At 63.5% G+C, this 21,643-nt stretch carries 19 protein-coding genes and 2 pseudogenes; 12 read left to right on the plus strand and 9 right to left on the minus strand.

Translation table 11 applies throughout. The annotated features are described in order from the left end of the window. The 4 genes and pseudogenes from Ga0080574_RS26980 to trbB form a co-directional block, all read right to left on the minus strand. Positions 1-618, minus strand: a pseudogene (locus Ga0080574_RS26980) (conjugal transfer protein TrbE); the annotation flags it as partial. Between the two features lie 6 nt (positions 619-624). Next, on the minus strand, positions 625-906 hold the full coding sequence (locus Ga0080574_RS03540; protein ID WP_009573786.1) for a VirB3 family type IV secretion system protein: 282 nt from the start codon (positions 904-906) through the stop codon (positions 625-627). Further along, on the minus strand, positions 906-1,238 hold the full coding sequence (locus Ga0080574_RS03545; protein ID WP_043870011.1) for a TrbC/VirB2 family type IV secretion system protein: 333 nt from the start codon (positions 1,236-1,238) through the stop codon (positions 906-908). Before Ga0080574_RS03545 ends, Ga0080574_RS03540 begins: the two co-directional genes overlap by 1 nt. Beyond that, entirely contained in the window at positions 1,235-2,182 is a 948-nt protein-coding gene (gene trbB, locus Ga0080574_RS03550; RefSeq protein ID WP_425466428.1) for a P-type conjugative transfer ATPase TrbB, read from the minus strand. Before trbB ends, Ga0080574_RS03545 begins: the two co-directional genes overlap by 4 nt. 510 nt (positions 2,183-2,692) lie before the next feature. Between trbB and Ga0080574_RS03555 the strand changes: the two genes are divergently transcribed. Continuing rightward, positions 2,693-3,949 (plus strand): MFS transporter, encoded by a 1,257-nt coding sequence (locus Ga0080574_RS03555; protein ID WP_052453272.1) that lies wholly within the window; start codon positions 2,693-2,695, stop codon positions 3,947-3,949. A 6-nt stretch (positions 3,950-3,955) separates the two neighbouring features. Here the strand turns inward: Ga0080574_RS03555 and ftsH are convergent, their stop codons facing one another. After that, complete coding sequence (gene ftsH / locus Ga0080574_RS03560) at positions 3,956-5,788, minus strand: ATP-dependent zinc metalloprotease FtsH (protein ID WP_076695250.1); 1,833 nt, start codon at positions 5,786-5,788, stop codon at positions 3,956-3,958. 336 nt (positions 5,789-6,124) lie between these two features. Here ftsH and Ga0080574_RS03565 point away from each other — a divergent pair, with 336 nt between their 5' ends. The 11 genes from Ga0080574_RS03565 (at position 6,125) to Ga0080574_RS03615 (ending at position 16,413) form a co-directional block, all read left to right on the plus strand. Next, the gene (locus Ga0080574_RS03565) at positions 6,125-6,571 is read left to right on the plus strand and encodes an Hsp20/alpha crystallin family protein (protein ID WP_043870014.1); all 447 of its coding nucleotides are present in this window, start codon (positions 6,125-6,127) and stop codon (positions 6,569-6,571) included. 27 nt (positions 6,572-6,598) lie between these two features. Beyond that, a complete protein-coding gene (locus Ga0080574_RS03570; RefSeq protein ID WP_043870015.1) occupies positions 6,599-7,000 on the plus strand; it encodes an Hsp20/alpha crystallin family protein in 402 nt (133 codons plus the stop codon). Between the two features lie 37 nt (positions 7,001-7,037). Next, positions 7,038-7,520 (plus strand): Hsp20/alpha crystallin family protein, encoded by a 483-nt coding sequence (locus tag Ga0080574_RS03575; protein ID WP_043870016.1) that lies wholly within the window; start codon positions 7,038-7,040, stop codon positions 7,518-7,520. A gap of 154 nt (positions 7,521-7,674) precedes the next feature. Next, positions 7,675-10,518: an ATP-dependent Clp protease ATP-binding subunit gene (locus Ga0080574_RS03580; protein WP_043870017.1), complete on the plus strand. Its 2,844-nt coding sequence runs from the start codon at positions 7,675-7,677 to the stop codon at positions 10,516-10,518. A gap of 16 nt (positions 10,519-10,534) precedes the next feature. Beyond that, a complete protein-coding gene (locus Ga0080574_RS03585) occupies positions 10,535-11,155 on the plus strand; it encodes an HdeD family acid-resistance protein (protein WP_043871727.1) in 621 nt (206 codons plus the stop codon). A 37-nt stretch (positions 11,156-11,192) separates the two neighbouring features. Further along, entirely contained in the window at positions 11,193-11,699 is a 507-nt protein-coding gene (locus tag Ga0080574_RS03590; RefSeq protein ID WP_082033239.1) for an NADH dehydrogenase ubiquinone Fe-S protein 4, read from the plus strand. A gap of 87 nt (positions 11,700-11,786) precedes the next feature. Further along, positions 11,787-12,776: a YfdX family protein gene (locus Ga0080574_RS03595; RefSeq protein ID WP_052453273.1), complete on the plus strand. Its 990-nt coding sequence runs from the start codon at positions 11,787-11,789 to the stop codon at positions 12,774-12,776. 89 nt (positions 12,777-12,865) lie between these two features. After that, a complete protein-coding gene (locus Ga0080574_RS03600) occupies positions 12,866-14,269 on the plus strand; it encodes a DegQ family serine endoprotease (RefSeq protein ID WP_043870018.1) in 1,404 nt (467 codons plus the stop codon). A gap of 30 nt (positions 14,270-14,299) precedes the next feature. Further along, positions 14,300-14,872, plus strand: a complete 573-nt coding sequence (locus Ga0080574_RS03605; RefSeq protein WP_052453274.1) for a nucleotide exchange factor GrpE — start codon at positions 14,300-14,302, stop codon at positions 14,870-14,872. Positions 14,873-14,875: 3 nt separating this feature from the next. After that, the gene (gene htpX / locus Ga0080574_RS03610) at positions 14,876-15,751 is read left to right on the plus strand and encodes a protease HtpX (RefSeq protein WP_043870019.1); all 876 of its coding nucleotides are present in this window, start codon (positions 14,876-14,878) and stop codon (positions 15,749-15,751) included. Continuing rightward, on the plus strand, positions 15,748-16,413 hold the full coding sequence (locus Ga0080574_RS03615; RefSeq protein ID WP_074743005.1) for a cation:proton antiporter regulatory subunit: 666 nt from the start codon (positions 15,748-15,750) through the stop codon (positions 16,411-16,413). Before htpX ends, Ga0080574_RS03615 begins: the two co-directional genes overlap by 4 nt. Positions 16,414-16,818: 405 nt before the next feature. On the opposite strand, the pseudogene Ga0080574_RS03620 reads toward Ga0080574_RS03615, so the two are convergent. From Ga0080574_RS03620 to Ga0080574_RS03635, 4 genes and pseudogenes are all read right to left on the minus strand, one after another. Further along, positions 16,819-18,020: pseudogene (locus tag Ga0080574_RS03620) on the minus strand (IS91 family transposase). A 12-nt stretch (positions 18,021-18,032) separates the two neighbouring features. Next, the gene (locus tag Ga0080574_RS03625) at positions 18,033-18,905 is read right to left on the minus strand and encodes a tyrosine-type recombinase/integrase (protein ID WP_076695252.1); all 873 of its coding nucleotides are present in this window, start codon (positions 18,903-18,905) and stop codon (positions 18,033-18,035) included. A 308-nt stretch (positions 18,906-19,213) separates the two neighbouring features. Further along, positions 19,214-19,645, minus strand: coding sequence for a hypothetical protein (locus Ga0080574_RS03630; RefSeq protein WP_043870020.1), 432 nt, complete (start codon positions 19,643-19,645; stop codon positions 19,214-19,216). A 2-nt stretch (positions 19,646-19,647) separates the two neighbouring features. Next, positions 19,648-21,633 carry a conjugal transfer protein TraG gene (locus Ga0080574_RS03635; protein WP_076695254.1) on the minus strand — a complete coding sequence of 662 codons (1,986 nt, stop codon included), beginning with the start codon at positions 21,631-21,633 and terminating at the stop codon, positions 19,648-19,650. Positions 21,634-21,643 lie beyond the last annotated feature (10 nt).

The raw sequence follows: 21,643 nt of genomic DNA on the forward strand, positions 1-21,643 counted from the left end.
ATAGACCGGCACCTCGGGCACGCGCACGCGATGCCGGTTGGTCGAAATCGTCGAATGCAGGTAGGTCAGCGTAGCGGCGTCATCGAGCCAGTGGCAGTCCGGCATGAAGCCGTCGAGCAGCGCCAGTACGCGATCAGTACGGTCGATGAAGCCGCGCACCTGTTCCCAGGGGTTCACACCCGAGGTTTCGTGGCCCTCATAGAGCCAGGATTCTGAACGTGCTGCATCCTCGGCGGGCGGGAGCCAGAGGAGGGTCAGGAAATAGCCGGATACGAAGTGGCTCCCCTCCTCTTCGAAATCGGCCTTGCGCTCGGCATCGACCAGCGCCGATGCCGCATCCGGGAAGATGCTTGCCGGATAGGTGGCAGCCTCAGAGCGCTGTGCTTCAACAAAAATCGCCCACCCGGAACCGAGCCGGCGGAAGGCGTTGTTCAGCCGTCCCGCCACCGCGACCAGTTCGGCCGCGACGGCGCTGTCGAGATCGGGACCCCGAAACTTCGCTGTCCTCTGAAACGAGCCGTCCTTGTTGAGGACCACGCCCTCCCCGACCAGCGCCACCCAGGGCAGGTAGTCGGCAAGACGCGACGCGGTGCGGCGGTATTCTGCGAGTTTCATCATGGGAGTTCACACCGAGAGATGACCGGGAATGCGCAAATGGCGGCGGGCGACCTCGACGAAGAGCGGATCGCGCCTGGCCGCCCAGACAGCAGCGATGTGGCCGACGGCCCAGATCAGGATCCCTACAAGCCAGAGCTGAAGCCCGAGGCCGACCGCACCGGCGAGCGTGCCATTCAGAATGGCAACCGAGCGCGGTGCGCCGCCGAGCAGGATCGGCTCGGTCAGCGCACGGTGAACCGGCACGCTGAACCCCGGCACCGCGTCGAGGGCCTCAAAACTCACCGCCATCAGATCAGCGCTCCGCCACCGAAGCTGAAGAAGCTCAGGAAGAAGGACGAGGCCGCAAAGGCGATGGAAATCCCGAATACGATCTGGATCAGCCGCCGGAAGCCACCGCCGGTATCGCCGAAGGCCAGCGTCAGACCGGTGACGATGATGATGATCACCGCCACGATCTTGGCCACCGGCCCCTCGACGGAGTCGAGGATGGATTGCAGAGGCGCTTCCCAGGGCATGGAAGAACCGGAGGCATGAGCGGCCGGGGCGATGAACAGGCTGACATAGGTGGCGGTGGCCGCAGTGGCGATGTGGCGCCGAATGCGCAGGGTGTGACGGATCATTCGAGGTCTCCTGGTTCGTGAGTAGTGGGTTCTGAAATGACAGGTGAAATCCGGTAGTCGCCGTCCGGCCCGAGGCCCTTGACGCGGGCGAGTTCAGCCAGACGCCGTGCGGACCCTCGACCGGCCAATACAGCGACGAAGTCGATGGTCTCCGCGATCATGGCGCGGGGCACGGTGACGACGGCTTCCTGGATGAGCTGTTCGAGACGACGCAGCGCGCCGATCCCGGTACCGGCATGGACGGTGCCAATGCCGCCGGGATGTCCCGTGCCCCAGGCCTTGAGAAGGTCCAGCGCCTCGGCGCCACGCACCTCACCGATCGGAATACGATCGGGGCGCAGACGCAGCGAGGAGCGCACCAGGTCGGACAGGCTGGCAACACCGTCCTTGGTACGCATCGCCACGAGGTTCGGCGCGGCGCATTGCAGTTCTCGGGTGTCCTCGATGATCACGACGCGATCAGAGGTCTTGGCCACCTCGGCGAGCAGCGCATTGGTCAGCGTGGTCTTGCCGGTCGAGGTCCCACCAGCCACCAGGATATTGGCACGGGTCGCAACTGCTTGGCGCAGCGCCTCGGCCTGCGTCGGGGTCATGATCCCAGCAGAGACATAGTCGTCGAGCGTGAACACAGCGACAGCGGGCTTGCGGATGGCGAAGGCCGGGGCTGCGACGACGGGTGGCAGGAGCCCCTCGAAACGCTCGCCTGTTTCCGGAAGCTCCGCAGAGACTCGCGGGGACTGGCTATGAACTTCGACGCCAACATGATGGGCGACCAGCCGAACGATGCGCTCGCCATCGGCTGCGCTGAGCGTCTTGCCGCTGTCTGCCAGCCCCTCGGAAAGTCGGTCGATCCAGAGCCGCCCATCGGGGTTGAGCATCACCTCGACGATCATGGGGTCGTCCAGAAACCCGGCGATCGCCGGCCCGAGCGCGGTGCGCAGCATCCGCGCGCCTCTCCGGATCACCTCTGGTCTCTGATCGTTCTTTGCCATGCCGGCCCCGTTCCCTTACGGGCGCCTCCAACAGGCGGCCCTGGATCGGGGTCGATTAAGAAAGTCGTAAATGCCTACGGCTCAACAGGTTTCCGCGGGGCGTAGTAGCGTGGCGTGCAAAGACAGGAAAACGGCGGAATGATCCTCAGATCCACTCTAGGAGGAAGGCGTCGCGGCCACCGTCATGAGAACATGGCGGTTTCGGGCGAAGACCGGCCGTTCTCCGCACCTGCGAACCGAGATGGACGTTTTGTTGATAGCGGCCATTCCACCGGACGATAAAACCGGGGCGTTGCCGCATCTCCGCATGACCGCTCGGAGCCCATTTCGACCGATGCTGCGATCGGCACGAATGTCAGCTCATTTTTTGCGACCACAAGCGGAGACCAAACAGGCTATGCTAGCTACAGCGAGATGCGTTCGTCTTCGTACAGTTGCCGCTATGTGAAATAGATATTGGAAATGCTTCGGATTCCTCTTAGATATCTCTCGATCCTCGTCAGCGTCGCCCTGCTGGTTATCGGTAACGGCCTTCAACAGACGCTGGTCGGTCTGCGCGCGGGCATCGAAGGATATGCCGAAGAAACGGTCGGCGTGATGATGTCGGCCTATTTCGTCGGGTTTGTATTCGCCTCGATTCAGGCGCCGCGGGTGATCCAGCGGGTCGGGCATATCCGCGCCTTCGCTGCTTTCGCTTCGGCCGCGTCTGCCTTTGCGCTTTGCTTTGCGATCTTCGTCTCGCCGCCGGTCTGGATCGCGCTCAGGGTTGCACAGGGTGCTTGTTGGGCCGGGCTGATCATCATCGTGGAAAGCTGGCTCAATGCCTCAGCGGAACGCAGTTGGCGCGGACGTGTGCTCGCGATCTATTCCATCGTGATGTACGCGGCCTGGGCGGCGAGCCAGCCGATGGTCGGACTGGCGCCGACATCGGGCTTCGTTCTTTTCGCCGTCGTGTCGATCTGCCTGTCACTGGCACTGGTCCCGATCACGCTCAGCCGCGCGGGCGGTCCGGGCGTCGTGCTTGCAACGCGCCTGGAACTGAAGCGCCTCTTCGCGATCTCGCCGACGGCCCTTGCTGGGGCCTTTGTATTGGGCGCAACGGTCGCGGCCTTTTTCGGGATGGCGCCGGTGGCGAGCCAGCAGGCCGGCTTCACAGATACTCAGACCGGCACAATCCTCTCGGCGGCCCTGATCGGGGCTCTGGTCTTGCAATGGCCTTTGGGCTGGCTGTCGGACAAGGCCGATCGCCGTCTCATCATCCTCTGCAGCAGCCTCGCCGGTCTTCTCGCCGCACTTCTGCTCGGCCTGCTCCTGTCGAGTGCTGCGCAGATAGTTGCGGTTGTATTGTCCTTCGTTCTAGGCGGCACGCTTCTGCCGCTTTATTCGGTCTGTCTGGCCGAGGTGAACGACCGGATCGACGAGGGCGAGCTGATTGCCGCGGCGAGCGGCTTTGTGTTGGTTTACGGGGTCGGCTCCGCCGCCGGACCGTTCGCGGCAAGCGTGACGATGGGATGGGTGGGACCGTCCGGCCTGTTCTACTTCATCGTTGCGATCCTGGGCCTGTTCGCAGCCTACGGCACCTTGCGTATCCGGCTTCGGGAAAAGACCGTCATCGCGGACAAGCAGCCCTACGTCGCCACGCCCAGCACCAGCCACGCGGCATTGCCATTGCATCCGGACGCGCAGGATCGGGCCACAGGAGAACCCGCGCCGCGGTGATCTGTTTCACGCTGCCTCGGCCGGCTGTTTGACGCCGTCGGCGATCCGCTTCAGATCCGCGTCTTCCAGCGTCTCGCGCTCCAGCAGTTCGGCCGAAGAGCTTTCCAGCAACGCGCGGTTCTCGTCCAGAAGCGCGAGTGTGCGCTCGAAAATGCTGTCGATCACGTCCTTTACCGCCTGATCCATGCGTTCGGCAGTGGCGTCGCTGTAGCGACGATTCAGCCACGAGCCCTGGTCGCCCTGACCCAGGAAATTGCCACGTTCGGTGTCGTAGGCCACGTGGCCCAGTTCGTCGTCCATGCCGTAGCGCGCCACCATCGACCGCGCGATGTCGGTGGCGCGGGCGAGATCGTCGGAGGCGCCGGTCGAAAGGTGGCCATAGATGATCTTTTCCGCCGCGCGGCCGCCCAGCAGGACGGCGATCTTGTTCTCCAGCTCCTCGCGGGTCATCAGGTAACGGTCCTCGGTCGGCCGCTGGATCGTGTAGCCGAGTGCGCCGATGCCGCGCGGGATGATGGAGACCTTGTGCACTTCGTCCACGCCCGGCAGGGCCATGCCGACGATGGCGTGCCCCATCTCGTGATGGGCGACGATCTCGCGCTCCTTCTCATTCAGCCGACGGTTCTTCTTTTCCAGCCCGGCGACGATGCGCTCTACCGCTTGCGTGAAATCCTGCATCTCGACGTGGGTAGCCCGGCGCCGTGTCGCCATCAGTGCGGCCTCGTTCACCAGGTTTGCTAGGTCCGCGCCGGAAAACCCCGTGGTCAGCGCCGCGATCTGGTCCGGGTCGACGCCATCGGCCACCTTGATCTTCTTCATGTGCACTTCGAGAATCTGCACCCGCCCGGCGCGGTCGGGGCGGTCCACCAGCACCTGCCGGTCGAAACGGCCCGCGCGCAGCAACGCCGGGTCGAGGATTTCGGGCCGGTTCGTTGCGGCCAGCAGAACGACGCCCTCGGTCGGATCGAAACCGTCGAGTTCGGTCAGAAGCTGGTTCAACGTCTGCTCGCGTTCGTCATGGCCCCCGCCGGGATGCTGGCCCGCGGCGCGGGACCGGCCAAGCGCGTCCAATTCGTCCACGAAAATGATGGCCGGCGCTGCCTTCCTCGCCTGCTCGAAGAGGTCGCGTACCCGCGCGGCGCCGACGCCCACGAACATCTCCACGAATTCCGAGCCGGATATCGAGTAGAAAGGCACGCCCGCCTCGCCGGCAACGGCCTTGGCCAGCAACGTCTTGCCGGTGCCGGGCGGGCCGACGAGAAGCACGCCCTTGGGCATCCGCGCGCCCAGGCCGCTGTAATGCTCGGGGTCCTTCAGGAACTCGACGATCTCTTCAAGTTCCTGCTTGGCCTCGTCCACGCCCGCCACATCGTCGAAACCGACCTTGGTGTCGCTCTCGACATAGATCTTGGCCTTGCTCTTGCCGATCGACATGAAGCCGCCCATCCCCTGCCGCTCGGCGAACTTGCGGATGAAGAAAATCCAGATGCCGACGAAGACAAGCGCCGGCAGCACCCAGGATAGCAGCGTTGTGAGCCAGGTGTTCTCGACCGCCCCGGTATAGGTGATATCGGCCTCTTCAAGACGCTCGATCATGTCGGCGGGCACGGTGGTGGCGACAAAACCGGTCTTGCCGTCCTGCGGCTCGCTGAACGTGCCGCGGATCGTATCGCTGCCGATCACGACTTCCTCGATGACACCCTCACCGAGATAATCCTCGAACTGGCTGTAGGGGATTGCGGCAATGGTCTGGGACTGCACCCAGAGATCGCGAAGCAGAACGACCCCGAAGATCGCGAGCAGGACATACCAGAAATTGATCTGTGTTTTCTTGTCCATTGGCGGCAATCCTCCTTTCTTGATGCTGCCAAACATAATTCCTGACACACCCTCTTGACAAGATTTTGCACCCTTCCCAAATGCTTGAGTGCGGGATGCCGCTGAATGGGTCCCGGAGATGTTGGTGAGATACGAGGCGTGTGCATGATGCAACGCTTCGGTCCCGTCATCGGCCGCGAGGTGCATCTGTTGGCCTTGCGTATCGAAACACGTGGTCGCCATGCGTCTTCGTGCAGGCTCGCAACCGGGCCCCTCCCTTCGCGACAGTCCCGCAACGTGAAACGCGGTCCGCCCGCTGCGGACCCCCGATGTTGTGACCAGGAAGAGGAGGATACGATGCTGAACTACGGACTGTCCCAGGCGCAATGGGATCCCTTCGCGGAACTGCGCCAGCTTCAATCGCAGATGAACCGCATGTTCGAAGGCGGCGGGCGTAGCCAGCGTGCAAGCGATGGCAACTGGCCCCCGGTCAACATGTGGCTGGGCGACGAAAGCGTGGTCGTCACCGCCGAGATGCCCGGTGTGGGCAAGGACGACATCGACCTGACGGTGCGCGAGAACACCCTGATCATTTCGGGCAAGCGCAATCCGTCCACCGATGACGAAGATGCCGCATGGCATCGTCGCGAGCGCCCGCATGGCGAGTTCTCACGTTCCGTCCGCCTGCCGCTGCGCGTTGATCCCGACAAGGTCGAGGCACGCGCGAAGAACGGCGTGCTGGAGATCGAGATGGGCCGCCCCGATGCGGAACGGCCGCGCAAGATCAAGGTCAAGGCAAGCTGACAGCTGAAACGAGAGGAGGAAAGAACCATGGCAAACGAAATGCAGAAAACCGGCGGCGATGTGGCCCGGTCCGAAGCGGAAGAAACCCGCGATACCGGCCCGACTTTCCGTCCCGCCACGGACATCTTCGAGAAGGACGATGTGGTGACGCTGACCATCGACATGCCGGGCGTTGTCCCGGACAGCGTCGATGTCTCGGTCGAGAACCGCTCGCTCACGGTGCGGGGCACGATCGAGGCGCCCGTGCCCGAAGGCTATCGGCGCATCTATGCAGAATACGCGCCCGGCACCTTCGAGCGGGCCTTCAGCCTGCCCGACACCATCGACGCCGATAAGATCGACGCCACCCATCGTGACGGCGTCCTCACGCTCACCCTGAAGAAGAGCGAGGCCGCCAAGCCGAAACAGATCAAGGTCAAGGCCGCCTGAGGCGACCCGGACCGAAACAGGAAAGGAGGAAATGACAATGGCATTCAGCGATCTCATTCCCTGGGGCCGCGACCGCAACCAGCCGTCCGGCCGACGCAATGAAGACGACAACCCCTTGATGTCGCTCCAGCGCGACCTCAACCGCGTGTTCGAGGATTTCTGGAGCCGGTTCGACAGCCCATTCGGCAGCATGGCCACCAATGGGCCGCGCACCGACATCTCGGAAACCGACGAGGCGATGCTGGTCTCGGTCGATCTGCCCGGCCTCGACGACAAGGATGTCGAGGTGAACGTCACCGACGACATGCTTACGATCCGCGGCGAGCGCGAGGAGAAGGCCGAGAAGGATGGCTTCACCTCGCAGTCCCGGCGCAGCTTCCACCGGATGATCCCGGTGCCGCCGGGCGTGGACGCCGAAAAGGCCGAGGCGGAGTTCAAGCGCGGCGTGCTGACCGTGACCCTGCCCAAGACCGAGGAGGCCAAGGCGCGCGTCAAGCGGATCGACGTCAAGTCCGGCTGACTTGGCTAGGGGCGCGGGGATTTGTCCGCGCCCTGACTCGCCCCATTTCACTGCTCGGCGTGTCGCTAACCGCCACATTTTGATGCCGGTCAAGGCAAGGCTCCACAACTTTGAATAAAATTGCGCCATAGCAAATAGTCAGGAGGAAGACAGGATGGCAAACGGAATCTGTGACATCTGCAAGCGCCGCCCGGCCTCGTTCCGGGCGCAGGTATCGGTCAATGGCGAACGCCAGGTAATGGAGCTTTGTGACGATGATTACCGCAAGCTCGCACGCCAGCAGCGGCGGTCGTCCTCGCCGCTGGAATCGCTCTTCGGCGGCGGATCGCTCTTCGACGAATTCTTCGGTGACAGCCCGCTTGGCGGGATGGACCGGCGTATCGGCGACGAAAGCGAAGGTCAGCGCATTCCCGTAAATCGTGGCAGTCGGCGCGGCCAGGGCGGGGCGAGCATCGCCGATCGTCTTAGCGAACAGGGCAACAAGCTCTTGCAGGAGGCCGCGCAGAAAGCAGGGGAACTCGGCCGCTCCGAGGTCGATACCGAACATCTGCTCTTCGCGCTGAGTCACAGCGATGTGGTCAGGACGCTGCTGGAGCAATTCAAGATCGACGTGGACGACCTGCGCCGCCAGATCGACAAAGAGGCCCCTCGCGGCGAAGACAAACAGGATGGCGAGATCGGCGTCAGCCCGCGTCTGAAGGATGCGCTGAACCGCGCCTTCGTCGCCTCGAACGAGCTGGGCCATTCCTATGTCGGCCCGGAACACCTGCTGATCGGACTCGCCGAAGAAGGCGATGGCCTGGCCGCCGACATCCTTCGCAAGCTCGGCCTGACGCCGCAGTCGCTGCGCCAGCAGGTCACGAAGGTTGTGGGCCAGGGGGCCGAGGAGGGTCGGGTCGAGACGCCCTCGAACACGCCCGACCTCGATGAATTTTCTCGCGACCTCACGAAACTGGCTCGCGACGGCAAGCTCGACCCCGTTATCGGCCGCGCCCGCGAGATCGAGACCACGATCGAGGTTCTGGCGCGGCGCAAGAAGAACAACCCCGTGCTGATCGGCGAGCCCGGCGTCGGCAAGACCGCGATCATCGAGGGCCTGGCACAACGGATCGTGGCTGGCGAGGTGCCCGAAGCTCTGCGCGACAAGCGGTTGGTCGAGCTGAACATCAACTCGATGGTCGCCGGATCGAAATATCGCGGCGAATTCGAGGAACGCATCCAGAAAGTGCTGAAGGAGATCGAGGCCAACAAGGACGATCTCGTGCTCTTTATCGACGAATTGCACACGATCATGGGCGCGGGCCAGGGCGGCGGCGAAGGCGGGCTCGATGTGGCCAATACCTTCAAGCCGGCGCTGGCACGGGGCGAGTTGAACCTGATTGGTGCCACCACACTCAATGAATACCAGAAGCACATCGAGAAGGACGCGGCACTGGAGCGGCGTTTCCAGCCGGTCTATGTCGATGAACCCACGGTGGCGCAGACCATCATGATCCTGCGCGGCCTGCGCGACACGCTGGAGTCTCACCACAAGGTGACGATCACCGACGAGGCCATCGTCGCCGCGGCCGAATTGTCCGATCGCTATGTCACCGGCCGCTTCATGCCCGACAAGGCCATCGACCTGATCGACCAGGCCGCTGCGCGCGTGAAAATCAGCGCCACCGCACGGCCGGTGGACGTGCAGGAGCTGGAAGCGGAGACGAAGCAAATCCAGCGCGAACAGGATTACGCCGCCGCCCGCAAGCAATTCGACCGTGCAGGCGAACTGAAGAAGGAACTGGAGGAAAAGCAGACCGAACTGGATGCCCTGCTGGAAACCTGGAAACGCGACCGTGCCTCGGCCAGCGCCGAGGTGCGCACCGACCACATCGCGCAGATCGTCTCCAAGCTGACCGGCATCCCCGTCACCGACCTGACGACCGAGGAGCGCGAGAAGCTGCTGAAGCTGGAGGACCAGTTGCACGAGCGCGTCATCGGCCAGGATCAGGCGATCGGTGCGGTGGCCGACGCGGTGCGGCTGGCGCGCGCGGGGTTGCGCGAAGGGTCCGCCCCCACGGCGACATTCATGTTCCTCGGGCCCACCGGCGTCGGCAAGACCGAACTCGCCAAGGCGCTGGCCGAGACCGTCTATGGCGACGAGGATGCGATGATCCGCATCGACATGTCGGAATACGGCGAGCGCCACGCCGTCGCGCGGCTGGTGGGCGCCCCGCCGGGTTACGTGGGCTATGACGAGGGCGGCCAGCTGACCGAGCGCGTGCGCCGCCGCCCCTATTCGGTGGTTCTGCTGGACGAGATCGAAAAGGCCCACGCGGATGTCTACAACATCCTGTTGCAGGTCTTCGACGACGGGCGGCTGACCGACGGCAAGGGCCGGGTGGTGGATTTCACCAACACCATCATCATCGCCACCTCGAACCTCGGCTCGGACATCATCCAGCGCAACCTCAAGAAGCGCGGCACGAAGGAGTTCGACGAGGGCAAGCAACGGGGTGAGTTGATGGAGGTGCTACGGCAGCATTTCCGCCCCGAGTTCATCAACCGGATCGACGAGATCATCGTCTTCCATTCGCTCAACCGCCCGGAAATCCGCCGGATCGTGGAGTTGCAGCTCGACCGCGTGGCGCGCACCGCGCTTGGTCAGGGCGTCGAGATGGCGTTCGATGAAAGCGTGACCGATCATTTCGCCGCCGTGGGCTTCCAGCCCGAATTCGGTGCCCGCGAATTGCGCCGCCTGATCCGGTCGGAACTGGAAACCGAACTGGCCCGCGCAATGCTCTCCGGCTCGGTCGAGGATGGCGACAAGGTCCGCGCCGCCTGGTCGGCGGAGGAGCAGAAGATCACCTTCGAGAAACAGGAGGTCGCGGAGGAGGACAGCGCCGAACCGGAAGACAAACCGGCTGACACGTCCGGCACCGCCGATGGCGATGAAGACAGTGAAGCCACGGACGCAAAAGGGGAGTCCGATGCGTCCGAGGAGGCTTCCGCGAAGTAACTGGAGGGTTTTGAAGATGACACATGAAACCAACCCGATCCCCGGCTTCTGTTCCCTGTCGAAGAACTGGTGGGCCTTCGTGCTGCGCGGTGTGCTGGCGCTTGTCATCTCCGTGCTGGCCTGGTTCATGCCGGCCGAGGCGGTGCTGACGCTCACGCTGGTCTTCGGTGCCTTCGCCTTTGCCGATGGCGTCTTCGGCCTGATCGCGGCCGTGCGCCAGATGCGCGAGGGCGAACGCTGGGGCTGGCTCGCCTTCAGCGGCATCCTCGGCATCCTGACCGGCATCGTCGTGATCGTCTCGCCCTTCGTGGCGACTCTGGTTCTGGCCGTATTCCTCTGGGCCAGCATCGCCTTCTGGTCGGTCTTTTCGGGTCTGCTCGAGATCGTCACTGCGATCCGTCTGCGCAAGGAGATCGAGGGCGAGGTCTGGCTCGGGCTGAGCGGCATCGTGTCGGTCCTGCTGGGCGTCCTGATCGTCTGGTTCCTGGCAACAAGCCCCGTTGAAACCCTGCTGGCCCTCGGCTGGCTGCTGGCGATCTATGCCGCGATCTTCGGCGTGACGATCATTCTGCTGGGCTTGAAGCTGCGAAAATCCGGCGGCGGGGCCGACCATACCGCATCGGCGGAAACGGCCTGAGACATCTGAAAGCAACCTGTTCTGAAAGGAGGTCACGATGTTCAGCATGAGAGGTCATAACCGGCCGATGTCCCGGCCGACGATCCCCGGAACCGACCTGTCGTCGCCGGACGTGCCCACGGCGATCATCTATCGCCCGTCGCGCAGCGCGACCCAGTCGGGGCCGCGCCCGCGGCACTGGATACTGGAGTTCGAGCCCGCCGCATCCCCGGAGATCGAGCCGCTGATGGGCTGGACCGCCACGCGCGATCCCTACCGGCCGATCCGGCTCAGCTTTCCGGATCGTGAAAGCGCCATCGACTACGCCGAACGGCAGAACTGGGATTACATTGTGCGGGACGAAAGCCAGCGCCGCCGCGGCCCCCGGCGGGAACCGATCTTCCGGCCCCTTGAAAGGTTGGACGGGCCGCAACCGCGCGTCCGGACCGAAGACCGCAAACCGCCCGCCGAGGACGAGACCGATCCAGTGACCCTGGCCGCGCTGGAATCCTTCCCGGCCTCCGACCCGCCGGCCTGGACGGGAACGACCCTGGGGGGCCGCTGACGTATTGGACGTGCGAAAACCGGCCCGCCGCATGTTCACATCACGATGAAGGACCGGACAACAGGAAACCGCAAAAAGGAGATGCCCATGTTCATTCGCAAGACACTCGCCTCGTCCGTCAGTGCCCTGGCGCTGACATCCATGCTGGCCCTTTCGCCAGCCTTTGCCCAGGAGACATCGCAGCCCCCGACCGCCCAGACCAATGAGGCGGTAAGCGAAGCGGTGCAGGATGAAGCGTCCGCACAGGTCGACGAGAAACGGAAGAAACTTCTCAATGACGCAACTAGGGCACTTGCGGAAACGGAGACCGCTCTCAAGGCTCTCGATGAAGGAGACAGCGAGGCTGCGCTCGAAGCGCTGGCAGTCGCAACCGGCAAGCTTCAAAGCGTCGTCGCCCGCGATCCCGACCTCGCTCTTGCGCCTGTCGATGTCCAGCTGCTCCAACGTGATTTGTTGGGTGACGTGGAAACGATCGACGCGGCCCGCGAGGCAATCGAAAATCTGGTGGACGAAGGCAACCTCCAGGAGGCCCGCCCCCTGATGCGCGATTTTGCCAGCGAAATCGTGGTGGAGACCACCAATCTGCCGCTTGCCACCTACCCCGACGCGCTTCTGCGCGCGACCTCCCAGATTGATGCAGGCGATGTGGAGACCGCGAAACAGACGCTTGCGACCGCGCTTGGAACCGTGGTCGTGACCGAGGAAGTGATCGCGCTTCCGGTTCTGAGGGCGCAACTCCTGATCGACGCTGCGGAAAATGCGCTTGGCGACGGTGAAAGCATGACTGCGGATACCGAAGCCGGGGAATCCGCGGCGGCCGAGACCGAGGATGCCGACGCCGCCGTCGATGCGGAACCGCTTTCGCCCGGCGAATATGTCGAGGCTGCGCGTAACCAACTCAGGATTGCCGAAGCGCTCGGCTACGGCAACGAGGACGATTTCGAGGAACTGCACGAAAACCTCGATGAACTCGACGAGAAGATCGACGCCGCGCACGATACCGGCGGCATCTTCGACAAGATCGGCGACAGCTTCATCCGTCTCAAGCAGAGGCTGTTCGGAACGGATTCGGAATGATGCGCTGCCCTTCCACAATCAACTGCCTTGCAACACCGGTGGCCGGATACCTCCGGCCACCTTTTCCACCGGCTTGAAGGAGATCGAAGATGCCCGCACTTGTTTCTCGTCTTGGCCACATTCTGGTGGCTCTTTGCATCGTTTCGCTGACATTCGCGGCGCCGGTCGCGTCGCAGACGGCCGACCGTCCGCTATTTCGAAGCGACAGCGGACTGCCCACTCTGGCACCCCTTCTGGCCGAGGTCACTCCGGCCGTGGTCAATATATCCGTCGAAAGCCGCCAGACAGCGGAGATGAACCCGCTCTTCAACGACCCGTTCTTCCGGCGGTTCTTCGATATGCCGCCCGTGCCGCAGCAGCCCACGCCGCGCCAGCAGATGAGCGCCGGGTCGGGTGTGATCATCGATTCCGAAGAAGGCTATGTCCTTACCAATCACCACGTGATCGAAAACGGCGACCGGATCGTGGTCACGCTCAAGGATAGACGACAGTTCGATGCTGAACTCATCGGCAGTGACCCCGGAACCGACATCGCATTATTGCAGATCGAAGCCGAGGATATCTCCGCGCTGGAGCTTGGGGACAGCGACAGCCTGCTTGTCGGGGACTATGTGCTCGCTATCGGAAACCCTTTCGGCCTCGGACAGACGGTGACTTCCGGTATCGTCAGTGCATTGGGGCGCAGCGGCCTCAATGTCGACGGCTACGAGGATTTCATCCAGACCGACGCGTCGATCAACCCCGGAAACTCGGGCGGCGCGCTGATCACCCTCGACGGGCGATTGGTCGGCATCAACACCGCGATCATCGCGCCGTCCGGCGGCAATGTCGGAATAGGATTCGCTGTGCCCGCCAACATGGCCAGCGCGGTCATGGATCAGCTGATCGAGTATGGCGAAGTGCGCAGAGGCCAGCTTGGTGTGATGATTCAGGATTTCACGCCCGATCTTGCCGACGCATTGGGCATCGAAGCGGGCGTCGGCGCAGTGGTCACACAGGTCGAGCCCGACAGCGCGGCCGAGGAAGCCGGCTTGCAACCCGGCGACCTGATCGTCGCCGTCGATGGCCGCCCCGTAGCGGGCTCCGCCGATCTTCGCAGTCAGATCGGGCTGAAACGGATCGACAGCGATGTCGAGTTGCAGGTCATTCGCGACGGCGAGGAACTGACTTTAAGTGCGACCCTGCGTGAAGGCGGGCTGGTCGCCGCCGCAACCGGCGAGCGCGCGTTCGACCGGCTTTCGGGAGCGGAGCTTCGCGACCTTCAACCGGGCGACCCGTTCTATGGCAACCTTTCCGGCGTCGTGGTTGCGCGGCTCGATCCGGGAAGCCGGGCGGCGCGTTCGGGATTGGAAGCGGGTGACATCATCCTCGCTGTCAACCGCGTGTCGGTCGCTTCGGTTGCGGATTTGCGCCAGCAACTGGCGCAGGTCGATGGGGCGCTCGCCCTCACCATTCAGCGAGGCGCGGCCCGCATCTTTCTGGTCATGCGCTGAACCTTGGTGGATATCGAAGAGGAGGGTTCCATGTCCGAGACTGAAAAGAAACCCGAAGCCGTAGCGATCACCGATGACATTGGCCAAGACGCTAAGGGCCTTGGAACGATGCCGAAGGCGGAGGACAAAAGCCCGGAGGTCGACATCGCGCGTCTGACCGACAAGTGGAAGCGCGCGCTCGCTGATGCCGAAAACACCCGCAAGAGGGCAGACGCGTCGTACGCGGAGGGGCGTGAACACGGTATCGCCTTGGCCGTCGAGGCTCTCGCGCCTGCCCTTGACGCCCTGGCGCTCGGGATCGAGGCCGCGCGAGCAAATCCGGATGCCGAAGATCCCAGGATCGTTTCGCATCTTGAGGGTCTGTGCAATGCCCGGACGGCCTTCGAGACCGGACTGAAAGCACTCGGCGTGAGAACCATCGCGCCCGAGAACGCGCCTTTCGACGCAGCCCTGCACGAAGCGATGCAGATGCAGGAAACAGACAAAGTCAAACCCGGACAGGTCATGGTCTTGCATCGCCCCGGCTATGCCATCGGCCAGCGCCTGATCCGGCCTGCCCGCGTCACTGTGAGCGCCGCACCAGCCAAAGCGGCGGAGGCATAAGTAATGCTGCGACTTGCGCTCTATCTCGGTGCGAACTTCGCGATCCTCGCGGTGCTGTCGGTGGCGTTCCGCCTGTTCGGCATCGACAGCCTGTTGCAGGCAAACGGCGTCGATCTGAACCTGACGGCGCTGCTGATCTTCGCCGGGGTGCTGGGCTTTGCCGGATCGCTGATCTCGCTCATTCTGTCCAAGAGCATGGCAAAGGCCGCGATGCGCGTGCAGGTCATCACCACTCCACGCAGTGCGGTCGAGCGCTGGCTGATCGAAACCGTCCACGCCCAGGCGGATCGCGCCGGGATCGGGCGGCCCGAAGTCGGCATCTTCGATCACCCCTCGCCCAACGCCTTTGCCACCGGCTGGAATAGCAATGACGCACTGATCGCCGTCAGCACCGGCCTGTTGCATCATATGGACCGGGGCGAGGTCGAGGCGGTGCTAGCCCATGAGGTCAGTCATGCCGCCAATGGCGACATGGTGACGCTCGCGCTGATCCAGGGCGTGGTGAACACCTTCGTCATCTTCCTGTCACGCATTGCCGGACTGCTGTTCGATCGGCTGATCCTGCGGATCGAGCGTGGCTATGGGCCGGGCTTCTGGATCGTGTCGCTGATCATGGAAATGGTCTTGGGCGTGCTGGCCATGGCCATCGTCATGTGGTTTTCGCGCTGGCGCGAGTACCGGGCCGATGCAGGCGGCGCGGCACTGGCAGGACGGCGCAACATGATCGCGGCGCTCGAACGGTTGCGGCAGGCGCAGAACGCACCGCCACTGCCCGAGGAAATGCGCGCCTTTGCCATCAGCGCTGGCCGCGTTCAGGCGCTCTTTGCCAGCCATCCCCCGCTGGAGAAACGCATCGCCGCGCTGAGGCAGGGTGTATGATCGCGATCTTCTCGCTCCTGCTTGTCATCGCCTTGTCACTGCTGATCGTTCGTATCGGCACCATCGCGTTGACGATGACCGGCCTGACCGAAGAGGTTGCGAAGTTTCAGGCGCTCTCTGCCTTTTCCGGCGCGGGCTTCACCACCGACGAGGCCGAACACGTGGTCTCCGGGCCGGCACGCCGCCGCATCATCGGCCTGTTGATCCGGGCCGGCTCGGTGGGGATCGTGACCGCGATCTCGACGCTGATGCTGTCGATGATCGGGGCGGAGCGGCAGGCGACCGCGGATCGGTTGATCATACTCTTGCTCGGTGTGGCCCTCATCTTCGCTCTCGCCCGCTCTGAGCGGCTCGAACGGTGGGCCACCCCGTTGATCCGCCACGCCCTTCAGAAATCGACGGACCTCGATCTGCGGGACTATGCCCATGTGCTTCACCTGCGGGAGAATTTCGCGGTCGGGCGCGTCGAGGGGGCAGAAGGATCGGACTGGTCCGGGAAAACACTGAAAAGCCTGAACCTGCCCTCGCTCGGGATCAATGTTTTGGGGATCGAGCGTATGGATGGAAGCTATGTCGGCGTGCCCGACGGGGAAACGGCACTCAAGGCTGGGGACCGGGTGGTGCTATTCGGAGATCGGGACGAAATGGATCGTCTGGGGTAAGAGCGGGTCGTTCATAGAGAGCCGTTGATCGAACCAGGCTAGAACGCCCCTCTGTAACTACTCGCTTCCGATAGCTGCCATTGGCGCAACGGTAGCGAAGTGCACTTTGTCTAAGGTTTGTGGCTGCTGGATGCTTGCCATCCAGCGGCGATAAATCTGACAAGGAGGAAAGCGCGGGCAGATTTCGGTGCTATGGGGATTGTGGCTCAGGTCCGGGCCGTGGATGCCCTGAACTGCGGCCCCATTGACGTTGAGGAGCGCGGGCCTGTCGATTTTCACGCTTCGAGGTCGGGGATTGATGTCTGGCTTTGCGGTCATCGGCCTGTCGTGATGCAGATTTTCGGCGATTGGGCATGCTGACGAGGCCGACGTCTCTGGATTGCAGGGCCGGTTGTGACGGTTGGATCATGCGGCATCCTCCCACGGCGGCGCGCGGGACTTCGGGGGCTGGCCGCGGGCGAAGGTTTCGACGATGCGCATCACGCCACCGCATCTGGGGCATGCCCGGCACAGGTCGTGCTCATCCGGGTCGGTACGGCCGTCCTCCCCGGTCGTCTGATCTGGCTCTCGACCCGTATCGATCAGACGCCTGATCTTCTCGATCCTGTCGCGGCGTATGCCGTTGGCGAGGAAGCCTGAGTGGCGGATACGGTGGAAGCCGGATGGCAGGACATGGATGAGGAACCGGCGAATGAACTCTGCCACGGGCAGGCGCATGAGCTTCATTCTGTCACCGCGCTTGATGCGGTAGTCTTTCCAGCGGAAGGCCACGGTGCCGGCGTCCGCGCTGACAAGGCGATGATTTGAGATCGCGACGCGGTGGGTGTATCGGCTCAGATAAGCCAGTACCGCCGCCGGGCCGCCGAAGGGGGCTTTGCGTAGACGACCCAGTTGGCCTTGCGCAGCGGCACGAGATGAGCCGCAAATGTGTCGGGGTCGGCCAGTTCCGACAGATTGCCAAAGAACGCCAGCTTGCCAGCTTGGTGCAGCATCAATAGCCCTTCGAGGAACAGGCGTCGGAACAGCCTCGACAGGACCTTCACCGGTAGGAAGAACCCGGGACGACAGGCGGCCCACCGGGTGCCGTCTGGCGACAGCCCGCCACCCGCAACGATGACGTGGACATGGGGATGATGGGTCATCGCCGAGCCCCATGTGTGCAGCACGCTGGTCATACCGATCCGCGCGCCCAGATGCTTGGGATCGGCGGCGATGGTTAGCAGGGTCTGAGCCGACGCCTTGAACAGAAGGCCATAGACCGCTGACTTGTTCTGATAGGCGATGTCCGCGATCGGAGTTGGCAGGGTGAAGACCACGTGGAAATACTCGACGGGCAGTAGGTCTTCCATCCGGGCGGCCATCCAATCCCGCGCCGCGACGCCCTGGCATTTCGGGCAATGCCGATTGCGGCACGAGTTGTACGCAACGTGCTCGTGGCCGCATTTGGTACACGCCGCGACATGCCCGCCAAGGGCGGCGGTCCGGCAGTTCTCGATCGCCGACATCACCTTCAACTGCGGCAGGTTCAGGTGGCCAGCATTGTCACGACGGTAAGCAGCACCATGAGCGCGGAAGATATCCGCCACCTCCAGTCTGGGGCGGGCCATCGGGGTCGGCGTTTATCCGGCTCCGGCCTCCCGTCGCACCAGCAGATCGAGCGGACTGGTCACATCCCGGATCGTCTTGGTCGCCACCTTGGTGTAGATCGTCGTGGTCTCCAGCTTGGCGTGGCCGAGCAGCACCTGGATCACCCGAATGTCGGTCCCACTCTCCAGCAGATGCGTCGCGAAGCTGTGCCGCAGGGTATGGGGCGAGACCTTCTTCTTGATCTCCGCGAAATCGCAGGCCACCCCGAACGCCCGATTGAACTGCCGTGTCGAGATCGGATCGATCCGATTGCGGCCGGGGAATAGCCAGCCTGCGGGCCGCGCTTCGCGGTAATAAGCGCGCAAGAGCGCAAGCAGGCTGGGCGAAAGCATCACATGGCGATCCTTGCGGCCTTTGCCCTGGTCGACACGGATCAGCATCCGGCCGCTATCGATATCGCCGACCTTCAGATGGGTGACTTCGTTCGCCCGCAGGCCACCACCATAGGCCACACTGAAGGCGGCTCGATACCTGAGCCCGGGCCCCGGGGCGGCTTCGAGAATGCGCGTAACCTCCCCGGCGCTGAGCACCACGGGGATCTTCTTCGCCGCCCGCTGATAGCGCATGTGCCTCTTCATCTCCGCACGCGGACAGGTCGTCGCGAAGAAGAAGCTCAGCACCGTCAGCCGGTTGTTGAAGGTCGGCGCACCGATGCCGCGCTCTTTCATGTCCAGTTGGAAAGCCCGTAGCTCCTCCGGCGTCGCCGTATCGGGCGAATGCCCCAGGAACCGGGTGAACTCGCGCATCGCCCGCAGGTACATCGTCTGCGTCTTGGGCATCAGCCCCTTGATCCGCATATCCTCAAGAAAGCGCCGCCGCAGGGCGGGAACATGCTGGTCCGTCATTGGAACCTCCTGTCATCAGATTGAGAAGGTCCCAATTGTCCGACAGGCGCAGCCATCCACCAAATCACGGCGCCCCAATCAGCTCGCTACACTCGCCGCAGGCGCCCCTACCGCGAGAGCGGTTTCGTCCTTGTCCGCATAGCGCACGTTAGCCTCATCGGGACCTTCGCAGCCGCCGCGAATGGCCGTTGTCGCGAACGCAGCAGCAATTCGAGGTGATCACGGAGGTCCGCTCAGGGGCGAGCAACCCGGACATGCTGATCACGGCTACAGTTCCCACGTCTGCGGCGGCGGCAGGTGACATCTTTTCAGCTACCTGCCCCGCCATCAACATCCTCGGACACCTCTTGCCGCAGCTTCGGCCCCTGGGCCAGGCGTCTACCGAGAGCCGAGATGAATGCCTCGTAACGCTCCCCTGCCTTGGCCCGAGCCGCCTTGGCTGCGGGTTCCGGCAGAGCCGGTGTTGTTGCCAGCCAGAAACGTATGAATACCGCCAGGCTTTCGATGGAGATCCCGACATCGCGTTCCAGCCGGGTGATCCGCCTGTCGATCTGATCCAGGCGTCGGGCCAGAACCGCCTCGCGGCGCTCTCCGTCATCCGGAGAGAGGAAGGATGCGATCGCGGCCTCGGCCACCATCGACTGGGATCGATCACGCCGGGCGGCGAAGTCTGCCAGCATCTGCATTACCTCGGGATCGAGGTAGACCGAGATCTTCGTCTTCTTGCGGCTGGTGGTCATGATCAAAGCTCCATGCCGTCGTCGGGATTGAGGGAGACCTGCCGCGCGACACCGCGCATCTGCTGCATGATGCGGCGATTGCGAATGGCACCGTCCTCCTCATCCTCGGGTGGGTCGAATTCAAACTCGTTCTCAATGGGGGACTGCCTGTCGACCGGCCGAGGCTGCGCCAGCTCCGGCTGAAGACGGCGCTCTGACGCAGTCGGGTCCTCATCCTCCGATCCCGTCTCGGATACTGGCTCCAACTCGTCGTTCTGCGTTGGGACTGCCAGACTGCTCCAGTCATCCTTCCCCGAAGCGCCCACATTCCCCAAATCGGGTGGCGGCAAGACCCGCTCGGTGAACCGCGCATCTTTGTAATACCGTGCTTTTGTCGCCCGGATCGGCGGTGTGCCGGCCACCATGACGATCTCATCGGACGGCGGCAGTTGCATGATTTCTCCGGGGGTGAGCAACGCCCGCGCGGTCTCCGATCGGGACACCATGAGATGGCTGAGCCAGGGGGCCAGACGGTGCCCGGCATAGTTCTTCATCGCCTTCATCTCGGTGGCGGTGCCGAGAGCGTCGGACACCCGCTTGGCCGTACGCTCATCATTGGTCGCGAAGCTCACCCGGACATGGCAGTTGTCGAGGATCGAGTTGTTTGGACCATAGGCCTTCTCGATCTGGTTCAGCGACTGGGCGATGAGGAAGCTCTTCAGGCCGTAGCCCGCCATGAAGGCCAGCGCGCTCTCGAAGAAATCCAACCGGCCAAGCGCCGGGAACTCATCGAGCATCAGAAGCAGCCGATGACGGTCATCCTTGCCCTGCAAATCCTCGGTCAGGCGTCGGCCGACCTGGTTGAGGATCAGACGGATGAGCGGCTTGGTGCGATTGATGTCAGAGGGCGGCACCACGAGGTAGAGCGTGACTGGTCGCGTGCCCCCGACAATATCGCCGATCCGCCAGTCGCAGCGGCGCGTGACCTGTGCGACCACGGGGTCTCGATAGAGGCCAAGGAAAGACATCGCCGTCGAAAGCACACCGGAGCGTTCATTCTCGGACTTATTGAGCAATTCACGGGCGGCACTGGCGACCACGGGATGCGGCCCCGCCTCCCCCAGGTGCGACGTACGCATCATCGCGCGTAGCGTCGACTCCACGGGACGCCGCGGGTCGGATAGGAAGTTGGCGACACCGGCCAGCGTCTTGTCCTTCTCGGCATAGAGGACGTGCAGGATCGCACCGACGAGCAAGCTGTGGCTGGTCTTCTCCCAGTGGTTCCGCCGCTCCAGACTTCCCTCGGGGTCAACGAGGATGTCGGCGATGTTCTGGACATCGCGAACTTCCCACTCCCCGCGGCGCACTTCGAGCAGGGGGTTGTAGGCCGAAGAGTTCGGATTGGTTGGATCGAAGAGGAGGACCCGACCGTGCCGGGCCCGGAACCCGGCGGTCAACTGCCAGTTCTCCCCCTTGATGTCATGAACGATGGCCGAGCCGGGCCAGGTGAGAAGAGAGGGAATGACGAGCCCGACCCCCTTGCCGGATCGCGTCGGCGCGAAGCAGAGTACATGCTCCGGCCCATCGTGGCGCAGGTATTCCCGCTCATAGCGGCCGAGGACCACTCCATCCGGGTCCAGCAATCCAGCCGCCTTCACCTCGCCCTTCTCGGCCCATCGGGCTGATCCATAGGTCGCAACGTTGCGGGCCTCGCGGGCACGCCAGACCGACATGGCGATGGCCACACCGATGGCGATGAAGCCCCCAGAGGCGGCGATGATCCCGCCTGTCGCGAAAATCGGCGGCGCGTAGGCCTCGTAGAAATACCACCACCAGAAGATGGCGGGAGGATAGTAGACGGGCGTCCCGAACAGCTCGAACCAGGGCGGTCCCAGCTGTGCCTGATAGCCGAGGCTCGCGGCCACGTATTGCGTCGCGCCCCAGGTGGTGGCCAGAATGATGAGGAAGACGATAGAGATTTGCCCCCAGAGGATCTTGGTCGCGGACATGACTGTCGCT

Source organism: Salipiger abyssi (genome assembly GCF_001975705.1).
GTDB classification, from domain to species: domain Bacteria; phylum Pseudomonadota; class Alphaproteobacteria; order Rhodobacterales; family Rhodobacteraceae; genus Salipiger; species Salipiger abyssi.

Bases quoted from the DNA above. Each gene is read 5' to 3' on its own strand.
- Ga0080574_RS03545 (WP_043870011.1), bottom strand. From the start codon at position 1,238: ATGATCCGTCACACCCTGCGCATTCGGCGCCACATCGCCACTGCGGCC.
- trbB (WP_425466428.1), bottom strand. From the start codon at position 2,182: ATGCTGCGCACCGCGCTCGGGCCGGCGATCGCCGGGTTTCTGGACGAC.
- Ga0080574_RS03615 (WP_074743005.1), top strand. From the start codon at position 15,748: ATGATCGCGATCTTCTCGCTCCTGCTTGTCATCGCCTTGTCACTGCTG.
- Ga0080574_RS03580 (WP_043870017.1), top strand. From the start codon at position 7,675: ATGGCAAACGGAATCTGTGACATCTGCAAGCGCCGCCCGGCCTCGTTC.
- Ga0080574_RS03595 (WP_052453273.1), top strand. From the start codon at position 11,787: ATGTTCATTCGCAAGACACTCGCCTCGTCCGTCAGTGCCCTGGCGCTG.
- Ga0080574_RS03540 (WP_009573786.1), bottom strand. From the start codon at position 906: ATGGCGGTGAGTTTTGAGGCCCTCGACGCGGTGCCGGGGTTCAGCGTG.
- ftsH (WP_076695250.1), bottom strand. From the start codon at position 5,788: ATGGACAAGAAAACACAGATCAATTTCTGGTATGTCCTGCTCGCGATC.
- Ga0080574_RS03630 (WP_043870020.1), bottom strand. From the start codon at position 19,645: ATGACCACCAGCCGCAAGAAGACGAAGATCTCGGTCTACCTCGATCCC.
- Ga0080574_RS03555 (WP_052453272.1), top strand. From the start codon at position 2,693: ATGCTTCGGATTCCTCTTAGATATCTCTCGATCCTCGTCAGCGTCGCC.
- Ga0080574_RS03570 (WP_043870015.1), top strand. From the start codon at position 6,599: ATGGCAAACGAAATGCAGAAAACCGGCGGCGATGTGGCCCGGTCCGAA.
- Ga0080574_RS03565 (WP_043870014.1), top strand. From the start codon at position 6,125: ATGCTGAACTACGGACTGTCCCAGGCGCAATGGGATCCCTTCGCGGAA.
- Ga0080574_RS03590 (WP_082033239.1), top strand. From the start codon at position 11,193: ATGTTCAGCATGAGAGGTCATAACCGGCCGATGTCCCGGCCGACGATC.
- Ga0080574_RS03585 (WP_043871727.1), top strand. From the start codon at position 10,535: ATGACACATGAAACCAACCCGATCCCCGGCTTCTGTTCCCTGTCGAAG.
- Ga0080574_RS03625 (WP_076695252.1), bottom strand. From the start codon at position 18,905: ATGACGGACCAGCATGTTCCCGCCCTGCGGCGGCGCTTTCTTGAGGAT.
- Ga0080574_RS03600 (WP_043870018.1), top strand. From the start codon at position 12,866: ATGCCCGCACTTGTTTCTCGTCTTGGCCACATTCTGGTGGCTCTTTGC.
- Ga0080574_RS03605 (WP_052453274.1), top strand. From the start codon at position 14,300: ATGTCCGAGACTGAAAAGAAACCCGAAGCCGTAGCGATCACCGATGAC.
- Ga0080574_RS03575 (WP_043870016.1), top strand. From the start codon at position 7,038: ATGGCATTCAGCGATCTCATTCCCTGGGGCCGCGACCGCAACCAGCCG.
- Ga0080574_RS03635 (WP_076695254.1), bottom strand. From the start codon at position 21,633: ATGTCCGCGACCAAGATCCTCTGGGGGCAAATCTCTATCGTCTTCCTC.
- htpX (WP_043870019.1), top strand. From the start codon at position 14,876: ATGCTGCGACTTGCGCTCTATCTCGGTGCGAACTTCGCGATCCTCGCG.